This is a genomic window from Staphylococcus sp. NWU MK-U1, from assembly GCF_033283505.1.
In the GTDB taxonomy this organism is placed as follows: Bacteria; Bacillota; Bacilli; order Staphylococcales; family Staphylococcaceae; genus Staphylococcus; species Staphylococcus haemolyticus.
In genome coordinates, this window is sequence record NZ_JAVSMG010000003.1 from 158697 (window position 1) to 176027 (window position 17331).

Sequence of the window (17331 nt, forward strand, 5' to 3'; positions counted from 1 at the left end):
AAGTTTAAATTTAACACTGTTGTTATGGCGATTTTTAAAGCTTTAAAATATGTCTGAAATATATATTTATTCAATAAACAGAAAAGTATAATTTGAATGGAATTTGCATTTTTATTTAATTTTAGATATCGTCAATATGTGAATAAACCGTGACAAGAAAGTGGTTTTTAATTTTTATCGAAACAACAATTTTGAGGAGGAACATAATTGAAACGAGAAAAAATTATGGATTGGCCGACTTTTATAGGGACGGTAATCGTATTACTTGTAGCTGTTACACCGATGATGGTATTTCCTAAAGCTAGTGAAAAAGTAATTACCGATATCAATAGCGCAATTTCCAATTCAATTGGCTCTGTGTATTTATTTATGGGATTAGTTATTCTATTCTTTGTACTATATATTGCATTCGGTCGTTATGGCAATGTAACACTTGGAAAGGCAACTGACAGACCAGAATTCAATAACTTTAGTTGGGCGTCTATGCTCTTCTGTGCAGGTATTGGATCGGATATTTTATATTGGGGTGTCATTGAGTGGGCTTTCTATTATCAAGTACCACCGAATGGTGCGAAAGCGATGTCAGATGAAGCACTTACATATGCAACACAATATGGGATGTTCCATTGGGGACCAATCGCTTGGGCAATCTATGTGTTGCCAGCATTACCTATTGGTTATTTAGTGTTTGTTAAGAAACAACCAATTTATAAAATCAGTCAAGCATGTCGTCCAGTTTTAAAGGGGCAAACGGATAAATTCCTAGGTAAATTAGTGGATATATTATTTATTTTTGGTTTACTAGGAGGCGCAGCAACATCACTCGCACTTGGCGTGCCCATGATTTCTGCTGGTATAGAGAAACTTACAGGAATCGATGGAGAGAATATGGTTGTGCGTTCAATCATCTTATTAACAATCACAGTAGTATTCGCAGTCAGTTCGTATTCTGGCTTGAAAAAGGGAATTCAAAAATTAAGCGATGTTAACGTATGGCTATCATTCTTATTGTTAGGCTTTGTATTTATTGTTGGCCCTACCGTATTTATTATGGAAACAACGATTACAAGCTTTGGTAATATGTTGAGAGATTTCTTCCATATGGCCACTTGGATGGAACCTTTTGGTGGCATTAAAGGACGAAAAGAAACGAATTTCCCACAAGACTGGACAATATTCTATTGGTCATGGTGGTTAGTATATGCACCATTTATCGGTCTGTTCATCGCACGAATTTCAAAAGGACGTCGTCTTAAAGAAGTCATTCTAGGTACTATTATTTATGGTACATTAGGCTGTCTATTGTTCTTTGGTATATTTGGTAACTATGCTGTGTATTTACAAATTACAGGTGAATTTAACGTGATTAACTTTTTAAACACACATGGTACTGAAGCAACGATTATTCAAGTAATGCATCAATTACCATTCTCATCATTAATTGTTGTATTGTTCTTGATTTCTGCTTTCTTATTCTTGGCGACTACATTTGATTCAGGTTCATATATTTTAGCTGCCGCATCTCAGAAAAAAGTTATTGGAGAACCATTAAAGGCTAATCGTCTATTCTGGGCGTTTGCGTTATGTCTATTACCGTTCTCTCTTATGTTAGTTGGTGGCGAACGTGCGCTAGAAGTATTGAAAACAGCATCCATACTGGCGAGTGTACCATTAATTGTCATATTCATTTTTATGATGATATCGTTTATTATTACGCTTAATAGAGATCGGATTAAACTGGAGACAAGAGCGGATAAACATAAAGAAATTGAGAGACGTTCATTACGTATTGTGCAAGTTAAAGAAAAATCAGATGATGATGATAACTTATAAATAAAAAAAGAGCTAGCAGATTCTTCAAAGTTTTACACTTTAGAAAATCTGCTAGCTTTTTTAAATATCTTCTTTTTCTGGAATTGGGTAATGTTCGAATATCTGTCCACTTTCAATGGCATTACTTAGGTTTTCTAACCATTTACAATATTGCTTTGTGTGATCTAATTGAGCTTGGATTTTATCGACTTCTGCTTTAGCATGCTCGTCTAAGTCAGCATTTTTTAATGTTTCGTCTAACAGTAATTGTGCCTTTTCGACCGCTTCTAAATTAGTATCAACTTCACGTTCCCACTTTTGTGTAAAGAAATTTCGGAAAAAATGGAAGAAGTTTTTTTCAGCAATAAAATGTTGTTTTCTGCTACCACGCGTAAATTGTTGTTTTACGATGTCGAATTCTTGTAATTTCTTGACGCCAGCACTCATGCTAGGTTTGCTCATTTGTAAATGCTCACGCATCTCATCAAGCGTCATGCTTCCTTCGAAGACCATTGTGCCGTATAAATTACCAACGCTACGATTCGTACCGTACAAATCCATCGTTTCACCGATTGAGTTAATTACAAGGTCTTTTGCTTCTTCAATTTTTTGATCATAATTCGTTGAACGTGCCATAGTGCACCTCCATTGTTACTTAGTAATTTTTCAAAAGAGAAATAAACGTTGATGTTCATTTTTCGATTCTAAATCATTATAAAGTGTTTGATGAAAAGTTTCAAAATCGCATATTCATTATTAGCACTTTTGATACTAAATTTTCAAGTTTATGTAAAAAATTGCCTAGTTCTGTCTCGTTTGCAAGGCTGTGAAAAGTGTGATAACCTAGTTTTGTAAAATTCGTTAAATAAAAATTTAACAAACTTAACGGAGGTCGTTTGATGGAACTTGTAGAGAAATTGTCTAATCGTCAATATATCGATGGTGAATGGGTAGAAAGTTCAAATAAAAATACAAGAGATATTATTAATCCTTATAACCAAGAAGTTATCTTTACGGTTGCAGAAGGTACTGCTGAAGATGCAGAAAGAGCAATACTTGCAGCACGTCGCGCATTTGAAGATGCCGAGTGGTCACTAGAAACAAGTGAAGTCAGAGGTAAAAAAGTAAGAGCAATTGCGGATAAAATAACAGAAAACCGTGATGAATTAGCCAAATTAGAAACTTTAGATACTGGTAAAACGTTAGAAGAATCATATGCGGATATGGATGATATAGCTAATGTATTTACTTACTTTGCAGGTTTAGCAGATAAAGATGGTGGTGAAATGATAAATTCACCAATTCCTAACACTGAGAGTAAAATAGTTAAAGAACCTGTAGGTGTAGTTACTCAAATCACACCTTGGAACTATCCATTACTTCAAGCTTCATGGAAAATCGCACCAGCTTTAGCTACAGGATGTTCACTCGTTATGAAACCAAGTGAAATTACGCCATTAACTACCATTCGTGTATTCGAATTAATGGAGGAAGTTGGCTTCCCTAAAGGCGTTATCAACTTAGTATTAAGTAGCGGTGAAGAAATTGGAGATACGTTATCAGGTCATGAAGAAGTAGACTTAGTTTCGTTCACAGGCGGAATTGAAACAGGTAAACATATCATGAAGAATGCGGCCAATCATGTAACTAACATCGCTTTAGAACTTGGTGGTAAGAACCCTAATATCATTTTTGATGATGCTGACTTTGAAGTTGCAGTAGATCAAGCGCTAAATGGTGGTTACTTCCACGCAGGTCAAGTATGTTCAGCAGGTTCACGTATATTAGTACACAACGATATTAAAGCTGACTTTGAAAAGGCATTAATCGATCGTGTAGGCAAAATTAAACTTGGTAATGGTTTCGATGATGATACAGAAATGGGACCAGTGATTTCTACAGAACATCGCAATAAGATTGAAGGTTACATGGAAATTGCAAAAGAAGAAGCCGCTACAATCGCGATTGGTGGTAAACGTCCAGAACGAGAAGATTTACAAGCTGGTTTGTTCTTTGAACCAACAGTGATTACAGATTGTGATACTTCAATGCGTATCGTTCAAGAAGAAGTCTTTGGACCAGTTGTGACAATTGAAGGATTTGATAGTGAAGAAGAAGCAATTAAATTAGCTAATGATTCTATTTATGGTTTAGCCGGTGCAGTATTCACTAAAGATATCGGTAAAGCACAACGTGTAGCTAATAAATTAAAACTTGGTACAGTTTGGATTAATGATTTCCATCCATACTTTGCACAGGCACCTTGGGGTGGCTATAAACAATCAGGTATTGGACGTGAACTAGGTAAAGAAGGCTTGGAAGAGTACTTAACTAGTAAACACATCTTAACTAACACAAACCCAGAACCAGTCAACTTCTTTAGTAAATAACAAGTCCATGCTAGAACTTTAGAGTCGTTATATTAATTAACTATGCGACTCTATTTATTTGAGTTATAAAGTTGTACGTATCGAACTTAAAACATGAAATAAAAAGACATAATAATCAATTTAAGGGAGGACGAATTTATAATGAGTAAAAAGAATTCATATGATTACGTCATTATTGGCGGCGGTAGTGCAGGATCAGTATTAGGTAATCGTTTAACAGAAGATAAAGATAAAGAGGTATTAGTGTTAGAGGCAGGACGTAGTGACTATCCTTGGGATTTATTCATTCAAATGCCAGCAGCATTAATGTTCCCATCAGGTAATCGTTTTTACGATTGGATTTATCAAACGGAAGAAGAACCGCATATGGGACGTAAAGTAGACCATGCACGTGGTAAAGTGCTTGGTGGCTCTAGTTCAATTAACGGTATGATTTACCAAAGAGGGAATCCTATGGACTATGAAGGATGGGCTGAACCAGAAGGTATGGAATCATGGGACTTCGCACATTGCTTACCATACTTTAAACGTCTAGAGAAAACATACGGTGCTACACCATTTGATCAATTCAGAGGACATCACGGTCCAATTAAATTAAAACGTGGACCTGCAACAAATCCATTGTTCAAATCATTCTTTGATGCCGGTGTAGAAGCAGGTTACCATAAAACAAAAGACGTGAACGGATATAGACAAGAAGGGTTTGGACCATTTGATAGCCAAGTGCATAATGGTCGTCGTGTTTCAGCATCAAGAGCTTACTTACACCCAGCAATGAAACGTAAAAACCTAACTGTTAAGACTCGTGCATTTGTCACTAAAATTCATTTTGATGGTAACAAAGCAACAGGGGTAACATTTAAACGTAATGGTAGATATCATACTGTTGACGCTGGTGAAGTTATCTTATCTGGTGGAGCATTCAACACGCCTCAATTATTACAATTATCAGGTATTGGTGACGCAGAATTCTTGAAATCTAAAGGTATAGAACCACGTATGCATTTACCAGGTGTTGGTGAAAACTTCGAAGACCACTTAGAAGTATATATTCAACATGAATGTAAAGAGCCTGTGTCACTTCAACCTAGCTTAGATGTTAAACGTATGCCATGGATTGGTTTACAATGGATATTCGCGCGTAAAGGTGCAGCAGCATCAAACCACTTTGAAGGCGGTGCCTTCGTAAGATCAAATAATCAAGTTGCATACCCTAACTTAATGTTCCACTTCTTACCAATTGCTGTAAGATATGATGGACAAAAAGCACCAGTAGCACATGGTTACCAAGTTCACGTAGGTCCTATGTATTCTAATTCACGTGGTAGCTTGAAAATTAAATCAAAAGACCCGTTTGAAAAACCAAGTATTGTCTTTAATTACCTTTCAACTAAAGAAGACGAACAAGAGTGGGTAGAAGCTATTCGAGTAGCTAGAAATATATTAGCACAAAAAGCAATGGATCCATTTAATGGCGGTGAAATTTCACCAGGACCATCAGTTCAAACAGACGAAGAAATCTTGGATTGGGTACGTAGAGATGGTGAAACAGCATTGCATCCATCTTGTAGTGCTAAAATGGGACCTGCTTCAGATCCAATGTCTGTTGTAGACCCATTAACAATGAAAGTTCACGGTATGGAAAACTTACGTGTTGTTGACGCTTCGGCTATGCCTCGTACAACAAACGGTAATATTCATGCACCAGTATTAATGCTTGCTGAAAAAGCAGCAGATATCATCCGTGGTAAGAAACCATTGGAACCACAATACGTAGATTATTATAAACATGGCGTAAGCGATGAAAACGCAGGCGCAATGGAATTTGATCCATATTACCAACACTAATTATAAAACACTATATTAATACTCTAGAACTAGTATAATTAATAAATCAATGCTACTTTACAAATTTGCAGTAGCTAATTGAACTGAGAAGGCGTTTAAATCAAGCTTTTCTTAGTTCTAGTTATCCCTGCGGGGGGAGTGGGACAATGAATTCAAAATGAATTCTGACTCACTCCCCCCTTTTCTATTTAACTTTTGATTTTAAACATTCAGAACAATATCACGTTATTAAAATCTTCTTAGTCATCAAAATTTGATATTATAGATTGGAAGAAGTGATTGAGAAGGGCGGGTGAATACCTCTTGAATACTAACTATGAAATCACGTTCGACACTAAAAAGGAAGATATTGCCTCTGATTATTTATCGCTAAATTTAATTTTAAAAGGTAACGTCACATGTCAGAGTGAAAATCAAAATAAGCACTATCATGTTGGAGATTTAATATTAATCAATAGCTATCAAAATTTTTTGATTTTAGAAGATTCAGATGTAAGTTATATGTCGCTTCGACTGTCTAATAATTATTTTTCTCATTACATAGAAGATAAGAATATTTATTTTCATTTTGAAGAAGTATCTCAAAAAATACATGATGACATCAAAACATTGTTAGCTAAAATAGGGATTACATATTTAAGAAAAGGGAAGTTTCATCAATTACATATAGATCAAATGATGATTCAATTAATTGAAATGCTGGTGAAATTTATTCCATATCAATCTAGACAAGAGTTGATTCATGAACATAATAAAGATGATGTGTTTGCTAGTCTCGCTTCGGAATTCATTAATCAACATTATATGGAACGTATTGGTTTGGATGATTTGTCAGACTATATTAATTTGTCTAGTTCGTACACTTCTAGATTATTCACGAAAAAATTAGGAACGTCGTTTAATAGTTATCTTAATAAAGTGAGAACGAGAAATGCTGAACATGATTTGAAATATAGTGATATTTCAATTACTGACATAGCAATGAAGAATGGTTTTTCTAATTCAACGTCATTAGCTAAACATTTTAAATTATGGTATCACATGACACCGGGTGATTATCGTAAGGAATTTCAAGTTAAAGACTTGAATCAGTTGAAAATGAAACCTTTAAATAAGCAAAGTATTAAGGGGTATATTCAATATTTGTCGTCATTTGTGAATAATCAAATGGATGTAATCATTCATTCGGCAGAACCCCAAAAAGAAATCGATATTCAATTAGAAGACAGTCTTGGATATTTAAATAAATACAATCATATCGTTCAAATTGGAAGTATCGTCAATATGCGCGTGCATCGTTATAGAGAGCAATTATTGGAAGTGAAAGATAGAGTTGGTTTAGATACTGTATTGGTACAAGATTTAGTAAATGATACTTCTTGGAGAGAACATGTCGTTGCATCTGATGAAATTATTCCGCATAGCCACCAATATATGACTTTAGATGAGTGTTTGTTATTTTTAATGAACCATCAAATACATTTGAGTATTCGTTTGAGACCGCCACATAGTGCAACAGCATTTCAAGCGTATTGTGATACATGGTTACAGATTCTTAAACATTTTATAAATATGACAACACATAGCAGTAGAATGCAACTTTCAGTAATTATAGACGCCATAGATCTGAAACAGTACATTCAATTATATGAAGTATTTAATCGTTATATATCTAACGTGAAATTTATTGTAAATTATCAAGATTTCAGTAATCAAAAAAATAACTTGAAGTTACTCATTAAAGATCATCCTGAACAAGTTAACATGTTAGCGTTTGAAGCTAATCAGAATGACGTAGTCAATTTAGAAGTTTCTGAAGATATACAGTATCAGTATGCTAAAAATCATATCAACGAGACAGTAGAAGCCATAGTCGAATGGCTCCCGACAAAGCAGAAAGCTATGCCGTTAATGTTACTCAACTGGAATACCTTAACTGGTAATTCAAATCTTACTAATGGCGAATATTTTAGAGCGGGTATTATATTTAAACAATTATTAGATATTAATGAAAAAGTGTGTACGGTGGGTTATTGGCTGAATTATGAATTACACCAAAAATATGGTGTCATGAATGAACATCAATTAATGGGAATTGACTTATATCATCAATTTGATGGTAAACGCCCTGCATTCTTTACAAGTAATTTCTTTAGAATGTTGCAAAATAATGTGAGATTCAGAAATGAAGAATGTATGGTTGTTGGCGACGATACACATCTTCAAATTGTTGTATGGGATGCGGATCATTACAATCCTTACTACACGATTTCAGAGCAGCCGAATGTAATGGAAAAGAGAAATTTTAAAATAGAAATTAATCAACTTCAAAGTGGCCTATATAAAATTAAACACTACACGTTAGATAAAGAGAACGGTGCTTTATATCGGGTATGGCAACAACACAATACAACATATGGTATGGATCAGGAAACGATTGATTATGTTAATCGTATTTCATATCCTAAATTGGATATCGCAGAAGTGGAGGTAGAAGAAACACTTACCTATCATTTAAAAGTAATGACGAATTCCATTCATATTATAGAAGTGAATAAGTATGTATAAGTTGGATAATGACAAAAATTAATCATTAATTTTTGTCATTATCCTTTTTTAATTCGAAAATAAATAAATTTAGTGCTGAATAGGACAATGATTGAATATTAAATTTAGAGATAAACGATACAATAATAAGTGAGGAGAGATGAATTATGAATAAACAATTAATTAACACTTTACAAGAAAAAGAAGAACGTATGATTGAAATAAGAAGATATTTACATCAACATCCTGAGTTATCATTCAAAGAACAGGAAACGCCAAAATATATCGCTGATTTCTACAAAGATAAAGATTGCGAAGTAGAGACTAATGTAGGACCTAATGGCGTCAAAGTGACGATAGATAGTGGTAAACCTGGTAAAACGATTGCGATTAGAGCAGACTTTGACGCTTTACCAATTCAAGAGGCTACGGGCTTACCTTTTGCTTCAAAAAATGAAGGTGTTATGCATGCTTGCGGCCATGATGCACACACAGCTTATATGTTAATTTTAGGTGAAACATTAATAGAAATGAACGATCAATTTAAAGGTAAAGTTATTATTATTCATCAACCAGCAGAAGAAATGCCTCCAGGTGGTGCGCAAGGCATGATTAAAGATGGCGTGCTTGATGGTGTAGACCATGTGTTAGGTGCACATGTAATGAGCACAATGGAAGCAGGAAAAGTATTCTATAGAGAAGGCTTTGTACAAACTGGACGTGCTTACTTTAAATTAAAAGTACAAGGTTCAGGTGGTCATGGATCTTCACCACATATGGCAAACGATGCGATCGTTGCAGGTGCTCAATTTGTTACGGAAGTACAAACGATTGTATCAAGACGTTTAAGTCCATTTGAAACGGGCGTTATTACAATCGGTTCATTTGATGGTAGAGGTCAATTTAATGTTATTAAAGATGCGGTAGAACTTGAAGGTGATGTAAGAGCGCTAACTGATGACACACGTGACACAATTGAAAAAGAATTGAAACGCTTAGTAGAAGGTCTTGAATCAACGTTTGGCGTTACATGTGAGTTCGAATTTAAAAAGGATTATCCAGCATTATATAATGACCCTGAATTTACACAATATGTTGCACAAACAATTAAAGAAGCGGATGCAGATGATATTCAAGGTATTGAAGTTTGTGAACCTCAACCACCTTCAGAGGATTTCGCTTTCTATGCAGCGACATTACCAAGTACATTTATTTATTCAGGCGCTGCAGCTAAAGATGGCAAGATTTATCCACATCACCATCCAAAATTCACAATTGATGAATCATCAATGTTAGTAGCTGCAGAAGCAGTAGGGACAGTCGTTTTAGACTACTTAAGTTAAGGGGAGAGCATTATGGAAATGAAACAACAACAATTCACTGGAAATAATAAGCTTTTATTAGGTATTGTACTCGGCGTAATTACATTTTGGTTGTTTGCGCAATCATTACTCAATTTAGTGCCAACAATTCAACATTCATTTTCAAGTAGTATTGGTACAACAAGTATTGCGATAAGTATTACGGCGTTATTTAGTGGTATGTTTGTCGTTGGTGCAGGTAGCTTCGCCGATAAATTAGGCCGCGTAAAAATGACGTACATTGGTTTAATATTGAGTATTATTGGCTCATTATTGATCATTGTAACACCATTTACACTAATGTTAATTCTTGGTCGTATTATTCAAGGGTTATCAGCAGCAGCAATTATGCCATCTACATTAGCGATCATTAAAACGTATTATCAAGGTTCAGATCGACAACGTGCGTTGAGCTTCTGGTCAATTGGGTCTTGGGGTGGCTCAGGATTTGCTTCTCTATTTGGAGGTATGATTGATACAGCAATTGGTTGGCGCTGGATTTATATTATCTCTATTATTGTTGCGATTTTAGCTATTCTATTAATTAAAGGTACTCCTGAAACTAAAGCGAACCAAACAACAAATACTAAATTTGACTTTGTAGGACTTACGTTGTTTGTCATCATGATGCTAAGTATTAATGTTGTAATCACTCAAAGTGCTAAATTAGGTTTATTCTCACCAACGATTTTAGCTTTAATTGCAGTGTTTATTATTTCAACAATCATCTTTGTTCGTGTCGAAATGAAAATGCACTACCCATTAATAGACTTTAAATTATTTAATAATAAAGCGTATACGAGTGCAACAGTTTCTAATTTCATGTTGAATGGAGTTGCCGGTACGCTAATCGTTGCTAATACATTTGTTCAACAAGGGTTAGGTTTCTCAACATTTCAAACCGGACTACTTTCAATTACGTATTTAATTACAGTATTATTGATGATTCGTGTCGGTGAAAAGGTTCTCCAAAAAGTTGGCGCAAGAAAACCAATGTTACTGGGTACTGCATTGAATATGGTTGGTATTTTATTAATATCATTTACATTCCTATCTTCACAAATGTATGTTGTCGTATGTGTCATTGGTTACTTACTATACGGACTAGGATTAGGTTTCTATGCGACACCATCTACCGATACAGCCATTTCAAATTCTCCTGAAGATAAAGTAGGTGTGGCATCTGGTATTTATAAAATGGCATCTTCACTTGGTGGTGCCTTTGGTATTGCCCTTTCAGGTACGCTATATGGTATCGGGGCAGCGATGGTTAATATTAACTTTGGTGCAATGTTAGGATTATGGTTGAACATTTTAATGGCAATCATTTCATTTACAGTTATACTTATCGGTGTTCCTAAACAACAATCTAAATAATTAACGATAACCATTTAACAGAAGTATATGCAAGCATTTATCAATGTTCGCATATGCTTCTTTTTTCGGGAAAAGAAGACTATAAATGAATGTAACATTGAATCATGTTTGGAACATATGAAACCGTGACGCAACATTGTTCAAAGAGAAAAGCATATAATGAGGAAAAAGGAGTGGATATAATGATGAAAGATCTAGTAAAACGTCTACAAGAGAAAGAAGAAAAAATGATTGAAATTCGTAGACACTTACATGAACATCCAGAATTATCATTCCAAGAATCAGAAACACCTAAATATATTGCTGATTTCTATAAAGACAAAGACTGTGAAGTTAAAACGAATGTCGGTGAAAATGGTGTGAAAGTGACTATCGATAGCGGCAATCCTGGAAAAACAATTGCGATTAGAGCAGACTTTGATGCTTTACCAATCCAAGAAGATACTGGATTGTCATTTGCGTCTAAAAATGATGGTGTGATGCATGCATGTGGTCATGATGCGCATACTGCGTATATGTTAATTTTAGCTGAAACGTTAATTGAAATGAAAGATCAATTTAACGGTAAAGTGATCGTTATTCATCAACCAGCAGAAGAAATGCCTCCAGGTGGTGCCAAAGGCATGATTGAAGATGGCGTGCTAGATGGTGTCGATCATGTGCTAGGTACACATGTAATGACGAATATGGAACCGGGTAAAGTGTTCTACCGTCCTGAAAATGTTCAAACAGGTCGTTCATACTTTAAGTTAACGATACAAGGTGAAGGTGGTCATGGTTCATCACCTCATACAGCAAACGATGCGATTGTCGCTGGTGCTAACTTTGTTACTACTGCACAAACAATCGTTTCACGTCGCCTTAACCCGTTTGAAACAGGTGTTGTAACAATTGGCTCATTTGATGGTAAAGGTCAATTTAATGTCATCAAAGATAAAATCGAGCTTGAAGGTGATGTGCGTGCATTAACCGATGCTACACGTGATAAAATTGCTGACGAATTACAACAAATGGTCAAAGGTCTTGAAGCAACATTTGGTGTTAAATGTGACTTTGAGTTTAGTAAAGACTATCCAGCACTATATAATGACCCTGATTTTACAAATTATGTTGCAGAAACTATTAAAAAAGCTGATTTAGATGACGTAAAAGGGGTAGAAGAATGTGAAGCACAACCGCCATCAGAAGATTTCGCATTTTATGCTAAAACATTGCCAAGCACATTTATTTATTCAGGTGCTGCGCCTCAAGATGGAAAAGCGTACCCTCATCATCACCCTAAATTTAAAATTGATGAGAAAAGTATGTTAGTCGCAGCAGAAGCTGTGGGTGCAGTTGTGTTAGATTACTTAAATTCTAAATAAAAAATGCTTATCTCAACATAGCCAACAAAAGTTCAGAAATTGTTGGCTTTCCAGTACTAGTGTAAAGCTATGTATCATGATAGTATTAGCGTATATCTAAACACTGGGGTGAGATAATGAGTTTTTACGAATTTATGCAAGGATTTATTGGTGACCAAACCCCTTTAGGCGAACTTGCACATTGGATTAGCCAAGATCAGCATTTCCCAAAGTATGAACGAATTTCTGATAACATACTTAGTTATTTTACGAAAATTACAACATTGGACCACGAATTTTTAGAAATCGTAAAGCGTTCTATCTCGCTTTATGAACAAAGCCAATTATAATGACAGAACGCATATAGATATACAAATTTAATAGTAGCTCAGTGCTAGTTTAGAAATGAAGGATAAGAATCATGATTTTAAAAGATAGTTACAAAACTTATGTAGTAGAAGAAAAAGGCGATAACACGATTTCAATAAAGAAAAATAATGATGAACATCAATATGATGTGTTAGAAGTGATTGATGATTTATCAAATGATTCTTTTTGTGTGTTAAATCATTTATTTGTTAATGAAGGTATGGAAGATGCATTCGAGAAGAAATTCTTAGAACGTCCTAAATACTTACAAAATGTTCCAGGATTTAAAGCTTTAAGATTTTTACGTCCACAAGTAGCAGGACGACACTATATTATTTTAACTTTATGGGAAGAACGTCAGGCATTTTATGATTGGCAGAATTCTAATGAATATAGTCAAACCCATAAACATAGAGGCACTGAACGTGGTGTTGATCGCAACATTGTTAATCGTGATTTATCTTATAATGTGCGTATTGAGCTATCTGGTTTAGAGTCAAAATTAGATTTAAGTCATATTTTCTAGTACAGATATAAAGATTAAGCCAATGTCATTGTTATCGACATATGTGCTAATCTTTTTCAATTTCAAATCAAATTGTAAAAACGTTTACATAAATGATTTTGATTTCATCAGACTAAAGCGTTTGATAAGATAATAAATAAGGTCGAACTGAAAGGGAGTATAGTAATGGATAATTCAAGTTTATTAGCACCAGAGACTTACAATATTGTTTCAGAAATTGAGAAACATGCTTCTAATACATCGAAGAAAGCCCTAATTTATGAAAATGGGGTAGACGAACCAATTACAGTGACATATTCAGAATTAATTAAAAATGCCAATAAAGTGGGACATGTCTTATTAAATCACGGGCTCAAAAAAGGAGATAAAGTATTAATCATGATGCCGAGAGCAATTATGACATATGAACTTTATCTTGCTGCATTAAAACTGGGTATTGCGATCATTCCTAGTTCAGAAATGCTAAGAACTAAAGATTTACAATATCGAATTACACATGGTGAGATTAAAGCAGTAATTGCTAAATCTGATTTTATTGAAGAGTTCAAAGGCGTTAAAGAGTATGACGCATTAACGAAATTTATCATTGACGGACACGAAACGGACTGGATTAATATTGAAGATGAAAAAGCGTCTCAAAGTGATGCGTTAGATATTGAAAAAACTTCAAGAGACGATTTAGCCATCTTATCATATACATCTGGAACGACAGGAAATCCTAAGGCTGTTACACATTCTCATGGTTGGGGCTTTGCACACATGAAAATGGCGCCAGAACATTGGTTATGTATTAAAGAAGACGACTTAGTGTGGGCGACAGCTGCACCAGGTTGGCAAAAATGGGTATGGAGTCCTTTCTTATCAATTATGGGTTCAGGCGCAACAGCATTTGTTTATAATGGTAAATTCAACCCTTCTCGTTATCTTGAATTATTACAAGGCTTTGAAATCAATGTCTTATGTTGTACACCAACAGAATATCGTATGATGGCGAAATTAGACAATTTACAAGAATATAACTTAGAACACCTTCACAGTGCTGTATCAGCAGGCGAGCCATTAAACCGTGAAGTTGTAGAACAATTCCGCAATAACTTTAATTTAACGGTGCGTGATGGTTATGGACAAACAGAGAGTACTTTATTAATCGGGTTCTTAAAAGACACTAAATCACGACCAGGTTCAATGGGTAAAGAAATCCCAGGTAGCCGTGTTACGATCGTTGATGATGAAGGACAACCGGTTGAAACAAATGTTAAAGGAAATATAGCTTTACCACTTGATTTCCCTGGTTTGTTTAAAGGTTATTATAAAGATGAAGAACGTACGAAAGCAGCTCAAGCGGGTGACTATTACATTACTGGAGACTTAGCGCATATAGATGAAGATGGCTATTTCTGGTTTGAAGGTCGACGAGATGATATTATCATCAGTTCAGGCTATACGATTGGACCGTTTGAAGTTGAAGATGCCTTAACAAATCACCCGGCCGTTAAAGAATGTGCTGTTGTAGCAAGTCCTCATGAAATTCGAGGCAACATTGTTAAAGCATTCGTTATTTTACAAGATAATTATCAAGGTAATGTTGACCTTGTTAAAGAATTACAAACTTTCGCGAAGAATGAAGTAGCACCATATAAATACCCACGTGCAATTGAATTTGTAGACTCATTACCTAAAACAAATTCAGGTAAAATCCGTCGTGTTGAATTACGCGATGCTGAACGTGAGAAATATAATAAAGAAAATGGATTTAAATAATATCGATTTCAATGTATAAAAGACACCTCGTTAAATGCTTTGGTCATCTAACGAGGTGTTATTTTTGTGTATCAGTTTGTATTTGATTGAGTAATCGATACCAATTGATGAAGCATATTATCTGGCAGTGTATCCACCGTCTACAGTTAATGCTGCACCTGTAATAAATCGAACTTCATCACTTGCTAAGAATAATACTGCATTGGCAACATCTACAGGTTCACCTAAATAGCCAATTGGATGACGTTTAGACATTTTAGCAGTATAGGCTTCTAAACCACCTTCTGTTTCTGCACCGAGTTTTTTCACTAAAGGTGTTAATATTGTACCTGGATGAACAGAGTTAACACGAATGTGATCTTTACCAAAGCTGATGGCATCTTGTCGTGTCATATTTGTAACAGCACCTTTAGCAGCTGCGTATGGTGTGAGTTCATCTGTACCCACTAAACCTAAGATAGATGAGAAGTTGACGATTGAACCGCCACCATTTTCACGTAAGAGTGGTACAGCATGTTTAGTACAGAAGAATACGCCTTTTATATCGACTGCAAATACCTGATCCCATTCTTCTTCTGTGAGTTGGTCTGTCGTTTTGTCAGTACCAGTTATACCCGCACAATTAATGAGTATGTCTAATTTACCAATATCATGCTTAATATTCGAAAATGTATCTTCAACGCTAGCTTCTTTAGAAACATCTAAGACATAACCGTATACCTTTTGATTAGTTTCTTTAGAAAGTGTGTCAACCGCTTGATTGACTACATCTTCTTTAAGGTCTGAAATGATAACTGTTGCACCCTCTTCAACAAAACGCTTAGCAGTTTCGAAGCCCATTCCACCACCTGAACCAGTAATTAAAGCTACTTTGTTTTCTAGTCTCATAATAATCCCCTTTTCAAAAATAGTCTCATCACAATTTAATGGTATCATCGCCAATATATAATGTATAATGCGTAATAATTATATTTTTATAACTTAAAGTTATGAATTGAGGTGTAGCATTTGGAGATTACAAAGCTAAAATATTTTAAAGTGGTAGCTAATATGAATAATATTACAGAGGCGGCAAAGCGACTGAATATTTCTCAACCAGCACTAAGTAAGGCAATTGCAACAATTGAAGATGAGTTGGGTGTGGCATTATTTGACCGGAAAGGCAGACATATCTACTTAAACCGATATGGTGAATTAATGCTGAATTATATAGATAGTGCATTTAGGGAATTAAATGAAGGTGAACGTATAATCAAGGAATTGACAGGTATCGAAAGTGGTCAAGTTACTTTTGCAGTAACATTTCCACATGTCATGCCATTACTCATTCAAAATTATGTGTCACGACATCCCAATATTAAAATTAAGCAATATCAAGCAATATCTGAACGAGCCACTCATTTGATTTTAAATAACGAAGTAGATTTTGCTATATCATCTTCTAAAATTGAACATCGCGATATTAGTTGGGAACCTATCATACAAGATGATATTTATTTAACTGTTAGTAAAGAACATCCTCTCTCTCAATGTACTTCTATTGAATTAATACAAATTAAAGATGAACGATTGATAGGTCAAATTGAAGGTTATGGTTTTCGAGATACGATAGATCGCATTTTAAAACAAGAAGGGATTGTTCCTAATTATCAAGTAGAGGTTGAGGATTCGAGCGCTATCTTAAAACTAGTAGCTATGAATATAGGCATCTCATTCACACCCAAACAAGCCTTAAGAAATTTGGATAAGCAAATTGTAGCAATACCTATTAACAATGAACATTGCTATCGGGAGATTGGTTTAGCTTATAAAAAATCTCATTACTTTACAGAAGTAGCGTCGTCATTTAAGACTTTTGTAACTGATTATTTTCAGAATCATATCACTTAAACTGAATAACATATATAAATAGTATGACACAATTAAAGCGTGTAAAACAGACTTTTAATTATTATCATAAGGCTGTTTTATGCTTTAATTGTGTCTTTTTTATAAAT

The 17331-nt window shown here is 34.8% G+C and carries 13 protein-coding genes; 11 read left to right on the plus strand and 2 right to left on the minus strand.

Annotation, left to right across the window (positions count from 1 at the left end):
- The first annotated feature begins 207 nt into the window (after positions 1–207).
- On the plus strand, positions 208–1833 hold the full coding sequence (locus SBL16_RS06295; protein ID WP_037538340.1) for a BCCT family transporter: 1626 nt from the start codon (positions 208–210) through the stop codon (positions 1831–1833).
- 60 nt (positions 1834–1893) lie between these two features.
- Here SBL16_RS06295 and cudC read toward each other — a convergent pair whose 3' ends face one another.
- Positions 1894–2448: a choline uptake/conversion transcriptional regulator CudC gene (gene cudC / locus SBL16_RS06300; protein ID WP_037551526.1), complete on the minus strand. Its 555-nt coding sequence runs from the start codon at positions 2446–2448 to the stop codon at positions 1894–1896.
- A gap of 263 nt (positions 2449–2711) precedes the next feature.
- Here cudC and betB point away from each other — a divergent pair, with 263 nt between their 5' ends.
- From betB to mbcS, 9 genes are all read left to right on the plus strand, one after another.
- Complete coding sequence (betB, locus tag SBL16_RS06305; RefSeq protein ID WP_107611281.1) at positions 2712–4202, plus strand: betaine-aldehyde dehydrogenase; 1491 nt, start codon at positions 2712–2714, stop codon at positions 4200–4202.
- A gap of 141 nt (positions 4203–4343) precedes the next feature.
- Positions 4344–6050: a choline dehydrogenase gene (betA, locus tag SBL16_RS06310; protein ID WP_053016335.1), complete on the plus strand. Its 1707-nt coding sequence runs from the start codon at positions 4344–4346 to the stop codon at positions 6048–6050.
- 303 nt (positions 6051–6353) lie between these two features.
- Positions 6354–8618 (plus strand): transcriptional regulator AryK, encoded by a 2265-nt coding sequence (aryK, locus tag SBL16_RS06315; protein ID WP_119472102.1) that lies wholly within the window; start codon positions 6354–6356, stop codon positions 8616–8618.
- Positions 8619–8764: 146 nt separating this feature from the next.
- Complete coding sequence (locus SBL16_RS06320) at positions 8765–9940, plus strand: M20 family metallopeptidase (RefSeq protein WP_107611282.1); 1176 nt, start codon at positions 8765–8767, stop codon at positions 9938–9940.
- A 12-nt stretch (positions 9941–9952) separates the two neighbouring features.
- Entirely contained in the window at positions 9953–11335 is a 1383-nt protein-coding gene (locus tag SBL16_RS06325; RefSeq protein ID WP_107611283.1) for an MFS transporter, read from the plus strand.
- A gap of 182 nt (positions 11336–11517) precedes the next feature.
- The gene (locus SBL16_RS06330) at positions 11518–12699 is read left to right on the plus strand and encodes an amidohydrolase (protein WP_053041300.1); all 1182 of its coding nucleotides are present in this window, start codon (positions 11518–11520) and stop codon (positions 12697–12699) included.
- Positions 12700–12815: 116 nt separating this feature from the next.
- Positions 12816–13028, plus strand: a complete 213-nt coding sequence (locus SBL16_RS06335; RefSeq protein ID WP_037538349.1) for a sterile alpha motif-like domain-containing protein — start codon at positions 12816–12818, stop codon at positions 13026–13028.
- A gap of 71 nt (positions 13029–13099) precedes the next feature.
- Positions 13100–13573 carry an antibiotic biosynthesis monooxygenase family protein gene (locus tag SBL16_RS06340; protein ID WP_011274761.1) on the plus strand — a complete coding sequence of 158 codons (474 nt, stop codon included), beginning with the start codon at positions 13100–13102 and terminating at the stop codon, positions 13571–13573.
- A 165-nt stretch (positions 13574–13738) separates the two neighbouring features.
- On the plus strand, positions 13739–15334 hold the full coding sequence (gene mbcS / locus SBL16_RS06345) for an acyl-CoA synthetase MbcS (protein WP_107611284.1): 1596 nt from the start codon (positions 13739–13741) through the stop codon (positions 15332–15334).
- A 117-nt stretch (positions 15335–15451) separates the two neighbouring features.
- Here mbcS and SBL16_RS06350 read toward each other — a convergent pair whose 3' ends face one another.
- Positions 15452–16222: an SDR family NAD(P)-dependent oxidoreductase gene (locus tag SBL16_RS06350; protein ID WP_317953302.1), complete on the minus strand. Its 771-nt coding sequence runs from the start codon at positions 16220–16222 to the stop codon at positions 15452–15454.
- 120 nt (positions 16223–16342) lie between these two features.
- Here SBL16_RS06350 and SBL16_RS06355 point away from each other — a divergent pair, with 120 nt between their 5' ends.
- The gene (locus SBL16_RS06355; RefSeq protein ID WP_107613225.1) at positions 16343–17224 is read left to right on the plus strand and encodes a LysR family transcriptional regulator; all 882 of its coding nucleotides are present in this window, start codon (positions 16343–16345) and stop codon (positions 17222–17224) included.
- Positions 17225–17331: the final 107 nt, after the last annotated feature.

Bases quoted from the DNA above. Each gene is read 5' to 3' on its own strand.
- cudC (WP_037551526.1), bottom strand. From the start codon at position 2,448: ATGGCACGTTCAACGAATTATGATCAAAAAATTGAAGAAGCAAAAGAC.
- betB (WP_107611281.1), top strand. From the start codon at position 2,712: ATGGAACTTGTAGAGAAATTGTCTAATCGTCAATATATCGATGGTGAA.
- betA (WP_053016335.1), top strand. From the start codon at position 4,344: ATGAGTAAAAAGAATTCATATGATTACGTCATTATTGGCGGCGGTAGT.
- SBL16_RS06320 (WP_107611282.1), top strand. From the start codon at position 8,765: ATGAATAAACAATTAATTAACACTTTACAAGAAAAAGAAGAACGTATG.
- SBL16_RS06325 (WP_107611283.1), top strand. From the start codon at position 9,953: ATGGAAATGAAACAACAACAATTCACTGGAAATAATAAGCTTTTATTA.
- SBL16_RS06330 (WP_053041300.1), top strand. From the start codon at position 11,518: ATGATGAAAGATCTAGTAAAACGTCTACAAGAGAAAGAAGAAAAAATG.
- SBL16_RS06335 (WP_037538349.1), top strand. From the start codon at position 12,816: ATGAGTTTTTACGAATTTATGCAAGGATTTATTGGTGACCAAACCCCT.
- SBL16_RS06340 (WP_011274761.1), top strand. From the start codon at position 13,100: ATGATTTTAAAAGATAGTTACAAAACTTATGTAGTAGAAGAAAAAGGC.
- mbcS (WP_107611284.1), top strand. From the start codon at position 13,739: ATGGATAATTCAAGTTTATTAGCACCAGAGACTTACAATATTGTTTCA.
- SBL16_RS06350 (WP_317953302.1), bottom strand. From the start codon at position 16,222: ATGAGACTAGAAAACAAAGTAGCTTTAATTACTGGTTCAGGTGGTGGA.